General features: G+C 57.2%; 6 protein-coding genes. 5 read left to right on the top strand and 1 reads right to left on the bottom strand.

Annotated elements, in window-relative coordinates:
* Positions 1-254 (top strand): hypothetical protein (locus AF337_RS44065; RefSeq protein WP_210168025.1); only part of this gene is annotated, 254 nt, incomplete at its 5' end.
* 591 nt (positions 255-845) lie between these two features.
* Here the strand turns inward: AF337_RS44065 and AF337_RS00660 are convergent.
* Positions 846-1,550: a nitrogen fixation protein NifQ gene (locus tag AF337_RS00660; RefSeq protein WP_010009888.1), complete on the bottom strand. Its 705-nt coding sequence runs from the start codon at positions 1,548-1,550 to the stop codon at positions 846-848.
* Positions 1,551-2,842: 1,292 nt separating this feature from the next.
* On the opposite strand from AF337_RS00660, the gene AF337_RS00655 reads away from it, so the two are divergent.
* The 4 genes from AF337_RS00655 (at position 2,843) to AF337_RS00640 (ending at position 6,623) form a co-directional block, all read left to right on the top strand.
* A complete protein-coding gene (locus AF337_RS00655; protein ID WP_004673815.1) occupies positions 2,843-3,280 on the top strand; it encodes a DUF3846 domain-containing protein in 438 nt (145 codons plus the stop codon).
* 64 nt (positions 3,281-3,344) lie between these two features.
* Positions 3,345-3,515: a CCE_0567 family metalloprotein gene (locus AF337_RS41580; RefSeq protein WP_010009890.1), complete on the top strand. Its 171-nt coding sequence runs from the start codon at positions 3,345-3,347 to the stop codon at positions 3,513-3,515.
* A gap of 1,579 nt (positions 3,516-5,094) precedes the next feature.
* Entirely contained in the window at positions 5,095-5,274 is a 180-nt protein-coding gene (locus AF337_RS00645; protein WP_041684048.1) for a cytochrome P450, read from the top strand.
* Between the two features lie 68 nt (positions 5,275-5,342).
* Entirely contained in the window at positions 5,343-6,623 is a 1,281-nt protein-coding gene (locus AF337_RS00640) for a cytochrome P450 (RefSeq protein ID WP_049730597.1), read from the top strand.
* Positions 6,624-6,626 lie beyond the last annotated feature (3 nt).

Raw genomic sequence — 6,626 nt, 5'->3', positions numbered from 1 at the left:
GCAGGCAGCTCGCGCCGCCTCGCATGGCAATCTTCAAAACCCGTGCCATGTGGGCAGCAGCATATAAAACAGTTGTTTTGCTGATCTTCAGCTATTTAATTCCAAACTTTCGAAGGCGGGATCGACAAACTCTTGTCTCGAAACCGCCAAACTGGACGAAGCGGCTGCGAGGTCTTGTCGGTTGGAAATCGCTTGCGTCAAAGATCAACAAATCTCGTCCGTATCCTTACATCTCAGGCGAGGGACAGAAGTAGTGTGGCAAGTCGTAGAGCCAAACAGATCGGTACCGCATTGACGGCCGATCGGCTTCGCACCGCGCGTCGGAATTAAGGCCGGATGATCAGCAGAACGCATATGAAGGCACAGTAGAGATTGTCGCTTACAACAAGCTCGCTGTTATGCTGTCTCCATGAACAAATAGGAGGAATGCCGACAGCTTGGCAGCTGCAGTCTTGCAGGCCCGGATTGTTCCGCCATTGGCGAGATTGACAACGGAGCCGGTTTCGATCGTCAGCGGGCCAAATTCTGGAGGAAATGCTCGAAGGCTACAGCAAAGATCGTGAGCGAGCTATCAAGTTAAAGCGCTAGTCGCGGATGCTTTTTCCGGCCGCACGCTCAGCTCCGACAAATTGTAGATCGCGTAGTCGAATATGGCGAAGAGCTTAAGGCAATTTTAGTAGGCGCTATAGAATGGACCGATGATCATTATCCGACGACGACATCACCGCTCATATTTAGGAAAGTGGCATTTGCGCGTGCCCGCACAGTCGCAACATCGGGAGCAATAATCCCCCGTATCGGTTCAACGTCGCCGGACAAGCCCGCCAAGATTGCATCTGTGGCCTTTACGTTTTCAAGATCTCGCGCCCGACGAACTCTGCCGCTCCAGAAAGACTTCCGCTTTCCTCAGGGAGAAAGCATTCATTAAAATCGCCGCATTCCTTGCAGCTGGGAGCGCTACAAAGGAAAAAGCCTTCAGCTTCGCAAATCTTGCGGTAGAAATATTTTTTCCACCTCATGTTGCTGGTGTTGCCTGCCGCCAGCGCCGGAAAATGCGCGAACAGCAATCTCCTAAGTTCGGCTTTGTCATGCAAGCCGAGATCCCGCCAGAGGTGGTCTTCACGCATGGAACGTCGCGCAATGATCTTAGCAAAACGCACGCCCTCAGGGTCGCCTGGCCGCACATGCGCTAGGAGCATGTCGCGCAACAGTTGCTCCTCCGCATCAGGCACGCAATCACTCGCCTCTTGCAGGGCAAAGGCGCGGATAAGCCTTGCCGGGAAACTGCGGGTTGTATCCCGCAGCTCCCTAAGCGAAAGGCCGGTTGCCTCGGTCGCGGTGGCAATCCCCATCTCAATTTCTTCAAGTGCGCGCGAAAAAAAGCGGAAGAGCACATAGTCATCAAATAACTTGAGACCCATCTGGCATGGTCGGCTGAAATAGAGTGTTTGGCAATCGTCGCAGTGGTCGACGGCTATGCCGGTTTGACGTGCGGCGTCCACAGTTGGTACCGCTACCGTCAAGACCCCGATGTGATGCACATTTGGCATGCGCTTCGTCGCTTTCTCCAATAATCGAATTCAGTTGGCTGCTTTGGTCCCCGGAAGGCGAACATTCAAAGGTTGTGCCAACTTGAGCAAGTGACAATTGAAGCCGGCTTTTCAATCACTCGATCGCCTGTGCAGCGGGAGGCGATCCCGCCTCCCGCTGTCGTCAAACGGACAAACGCAGGCTTTCAATCTGCGGCGCCGATTGAGCAGTCTGAGTGCGGCAATCTGAGGGAAAATCGAAGATCAACTGCTGCGCAACGACGCCTTAGCCGTCGATGAGAGTTATCATATGTCTCTTCGTTAGTCCTCAGAGTAGTTGGAGACCGGGCCTGTTCGCCACACTCCGAGGGCCGCCGCCATAGCGAGCAACATGGCGGCGGCAGTATCTCTCCGGGATACGCAATAAAATCTGCCGCTTCCTATCTATTGCATTTTTTTACGTTCTCCGCTGACGTCGCGATCACCTTGTTTGGTTAGACGCTTTGGTCATGCACCAAGGTCGCTAATCAGGAAAAATAGATTGATTGGATGCCGTCATCCGCGTTTTGAATAGCACTAAAAACGCGGCACCAAAAACGCCTGGGGACCGAGCGCGAACTCGCGACCGCGGCACTCAGCACACTTTAAGTCAGCCAACAGTGAGCGCGGCTGTTGCCCCGGTTGCGCTAGCCAAATGTCGTGATGCTCGGATGGAACTTGCCGATTGCAAATTTTCTTTCTGCTTTCAGCGTCGTAAGGGGTGCCTTGATAGAAGCTCCACTCGTCAGCTTCTCGCGTCTGCAGCATGGGAGATGATTTCCAATTCTGCCGGGGTATTCGTACAGCGTACAGCTCTCGTCAAACTTGGAACACGCACCCGTTTGCATAGCCTGCCCAAGGTCGGGATCCCGTTCCGCAAATTTGGGACAAATGTCGAGCCATACGAGCGGCGACGCCGATGGCCGCCGCGTTCGATTGCTGAACTCGCCTTAGTCCACTGCGCGGCTGCTGGTATGGTCCAACATCGTCGCGTACATGTTTGGCGCGGAATTGGTATGGGGGCGGGCCGGAATAAAACCACGCGTATTCAAATATCTCAATAAATTCAACCAGATGGGCGACACTTGAGCGACACGTCCGGAGCGTGACTTGAACTGAACCGAACCGAATTGGCGCAGGACCATTTACACAGCACGCTGAAATCTGCATATTGCCGCGCGTTGTCGCTATCCCGAGTTGATGCACGAGTCGCTTTCGCTCCAGTCAAAAGCAGCTGGGCACGGGCTCTTTTCAAGAATTTAGAAGGCAAGGATATGGAAAATTTTGTGTATCTGTTGGAGCCGGAAAGTGCGATCTTTCGCGCCGCTGAGCTCCCTGATCGCAACAGCATTGCATCGATCTCCGGTTTAATTGGCAGTGATCTTATTCAGATGATCCGCTTCGACGACATGCACTCGCTATTTGTTGGGGAAGAAGCTTTGCGAGTTGGGTTAACCGCCTTCACTATCTTTGACGGGTACCCGATCCCTCTTGCCGGGCAGATAGCGCTTTTGGGAGGCGACGGTAGTAAACCTTATCGTTCACCGTCAATAACGATGACGGAAGCCGCGCGACGTTTTGAATGTTGCCGGCCGGTGCTTGATCCTGTGTTTGCTCCGATGGACCGAGTGGCGAACAAGGGCCTCATCGTTGCGGGCGCACTGGAAAGCCTGCAAGTGCGTATTGATCGCCGCTCCCCGGTGCTCCTATGAGCGCAATGACGAATGATAGGATCCAGGTCGCGCCGATTCGCTCAGAGTCCGCGAGCGTGCCGACATGGGCTCGAGAAACGGAAAGCTGACGCCTCAAAGCGGCGTTCACTACGTTGCCGAAGGCCTCCCGTTCAACTGGACAAAGGTCAACACTGAAGGGCGGAAGACGTTCAGTGCATTTGCCGATTTGGAAGCCGCGAAGGAAAAAGTCGCCATTTTGGCGTGTTCGCGCTGACCCGGCTTTTGGCAACCTATGGCACCAGCTGAATGCCGAAGTAGTTGATCGCTGTCGACGGCGCAACCCGCTTTGCTTGCAGACGCTGTTTCAACGCCTGCTCTCGGCGAAGTCATGCACGTTCATAGCGTAGACGAACCGGGCGAAATCGTCGGCGTCGACGCAGTTGAAACATTGGACGAACGAACGGGAGCAAGACCTTGCCCTTTAGAACCTTTTTTTGCATCCTGCTGCTGGTCACGTGCACCAGCGCTGTTTCGGCCTACGCCGCCTCGCTTTCCATCTTCAAAGCGTTCGCCGTAACCTTAGCGGCTTCGGTTTTCCTTCAGGTCGTTTATTTCTTGAGCCTGCTATTTATGTCCTTCCGGCCCACGCGCGAGAGCGACAGATCGATACATTCAGGAACTCGGCAGGCAGACCAGCCACAAAAACGTGATCGCGATAAAACAGAGCAGTCCAACGTCCCCAAGCTTGACCCAAGGCGTAAACGGCGCACCCCTTAGCGGTGTAGGTATTGACCGATTTCATCAGGCGTAAGCTCAATTCGATGTCATGGAACTATTCAACAACCTCCAGCAACCGAGGGCCGCTTTCTTCACCACGGTGCGGCGGTCCATGAGATGCTGCATTGGTCTCCCGATTGCTTCATCTTCGGCATGGATCGGGCATCGTCTGGTTTAGAAGGCCTCCGACTAAGGCGACTGCTGCCGACCGCCGCTTCTGATTAGATGACATGTTTCCGGAAGAGAACATGCCTCGAAATTTGATCGTTTCCCGTTGCCTTTTGGACCTACGCCGATCGAGAAGCTCGACCGTCTCGGTAAGCGCGGGGGTGGAAACATTGAGAACAACGTCAACGAGATGACTGCAAGCTCGGAACTTGCATCTGGCGGAAATAAGCTCCGCAAACTTTATTACCGGAGGCTCGAGGCGGGTCCAGTCAGATTTGCCCAAAGCCGGCGCTTTTAACGCGGCGGCGCAGTCGACGACGTTCCCGCCCATGGGACGAAAACTGGCGGGGCAACTTCGACGTCGAAGATGGCGTGGATTGTTGCACGAAAGCTCGCCTCGGGGCATCCCATGCAGGTCGCCGACTGTCGGACGCAGACCGGCGTTAGAGCAGGCTTTTGTCAGACATGTACTCCGCGGTTGTCGGCATTGAGACTGAATGGCGGGAGCTTGACACTACGCGCTGCTACGAAATGCCTGCTGAGCCCACGAATTCACTTCGGCACGCGATTTGCTCTGGTCACGGTATGTCGCCAATCGCAGCGCGATGGTCTTCGGGCGGCGCGTCGCTGTTCGCGTCCCGTGAGGTCCGATGGTTTGCTGTGGCAACGATAGTGGCTCGGTTGTGCGCCGGGAAAATGTGAGGAGTGTTGGATGCGATCTAGAGTTCTTCGTTTGCGAGCCACACACGTCGCGAGCGGTACAGCCAAAGCGGCGGACCTTGAGCCAGGCGGGAAGCCGGGGGTGGGGGACTGGTTTGGAAGTTATGTTTGCGGACGGGTCGGTGGGCGGGTGGGGTCGAACCTGCTGCGCCAATTCCTACGGTCGGCCGACCTATGGCGTTACCGACATGTTCGATTTCAACCGGCTGCAAAACCCGCACCTGCCGCTCGGCCAGGGGCCGCATCTGTGCGTGGGCGCTACGCGCTCGCGCCTGAAATTGGGAAGTGCCTTCCCCCCGCCGTTCGTGCGGCCGGAGGATCTGGCGCTGGCAATCGCCGCGGAGGACGTCGTCTACACGCTGTCTTAACTCATTTGCTGCCCGCAGTCTGCCCGTCATCTTCCGCCCCTTCCGGGCTTAAAGAGTGAAGCGTCACCATGTCCGAACAATCCTTGCCGACGCTGCCGATGTGGCGGGTCGATCACATCGAGCCCTCGCCCGAGATGTTGGCGCTACGCGCCAAGGGTCCGATCCACCGCGTGCGCCTTCCGTCCGGGCACGAATGCTGGTGGGTGACAGGCTATGACGAGGCCAAGGCGGTGCTGTCTGACGCGGCATTCCGGCCCGCGGGAATGCCTCCGGCGGATTTCACCCCAGATTCGGTCATTCTCGGTTCGCCGGGATGGCTGGTCTCGCACGAAGGGGACGAGCATGCTCGGTTACGCACGATCGTGGCGCCGGCCTTCAGCAACAGCAGGGTGAAGCTGCTTACGCAGCAGGTCGAGGCGATCACCGTGCAGTTGTTCGATACGCTGGCGGTTCAGCCCCAGCCCGCAGACTTGCGACGCCATCTCTCCTTTCCGCTTCCGGCCAAGGTAATCAGCGCGCTGATGGGCGTGCCCTTCGAGGAACACGCCTTTTTCGCAGGGCTCTCCGACGAGGTGATGACGCACCAGCATGAAAGCGGCCCGCGCAGCGCGTCCGGCCTGGCCTGGGAAGAGCTCCGCGCCTACATCCACGGCAAAATACGGGGCAAGCGACAGGATCCGGGCGATAACCTGCTGACGGATCTGCTAGCCGCGGTCGACCAGGGCAAAGCGACCGAGGAAGAGGCGATCGGCCTCGCGGCGGGCGTGCTGGTGGCGGGGCACGAGAGCACCGTCGCGCAGATCGAATTCGGCCTGCTGGCCATGTTTCGCCATCCGCAACAGCGCGAACGCCTGGTCCGCGATCCTTCCCTGGTTGACAAGGCGGTGGAAGAAATACTGCGCATGTATTCGCCTGGCGCGGGGTGGGACGGCATCATGCGCTATCCCCGGACCGACGTTACCATCGCGGGCGTGCATATACCCGCGGAGAGCAAAGTACTGGTCGGCCTGCCGGCGACCTCGTTTGATCCGTGCCATTTCAAAGACCCGGAAGTCTTCGACATCGGACGCGACGCAAATCCCCACCTGGCGTTCTCCTACGGGCAGCACAATTGCATCGGGGCGGCGCTGGCGAGGCTGGAACTGAAGGCCATATTCGGTTCGATCTTCCAGCGCTTTCCCGCGTTGCGCCTGGCCGTGGCGCCCGAAGAACTGAAGTTGCGCAAGGAGATCATCACCGGCGGGTTCGAGGAGATGCCGGTGCTCTGGTGCGGACGCCCCCCGGCATCGCAATCTTCTCATTTGGCGGCGCCTGGCGCGCACCGGTCAGATCAGCCACTCGACAGGTAATCA

The sequence above is a fragment of the Rhizobium ecuadorense genome (assembly GCF_001187535.1).
In the GTDB taxonomy this organism is placed as follows: Bacteria; Pseudomonadota; Alphaproteobacteria; order Rhizobiales; family Rhizobiaceae; genus Rhizobium; species Rhizobium ecuadorense.
The sequence above is the reverse complement of the archived record's forward strand: the minus strand, read 5'-3'. Positions and strand labels throughout refer to the sequence as shown.

Coding starts and splice junctions, on each gene's coding strand:
- AF337_RS41580 (WP_010009890.1), top strand. CDS start 3,345: ATGGGCTCGAGAAACGGAAAGCTGACGCCTCAAAGCGGCGTTCACTAC.
- AF337_RS00660 (WP_010009888.1), bottom strand. CDS start 1,550: ATGCCAAATGTGCATCACATCGGGGTCTTGACGGTAGCGGTACCAACT.
- AF337_RS00645 (WP_041684048.1), top strand. CDS start 5,095: ATGTTCGATTTCAACCGGCTGCAAAACCCGCACCTGCCGCTCGGCCAG.
- AF337_RS00655 (WP_004673815.1), top strand. CDS start 2,843: ATGGAAAATTTTGTGTATCTGTTGGAGCCGGAAAGTGCGATCTTTCGC.
- AF337_RS00640 (WP_049730597.1), top strand. CDS start 5,343: ATGTCCGAACAATCCTTGCCGACGCTGCCGATGTGGCGGGTCGATCAC.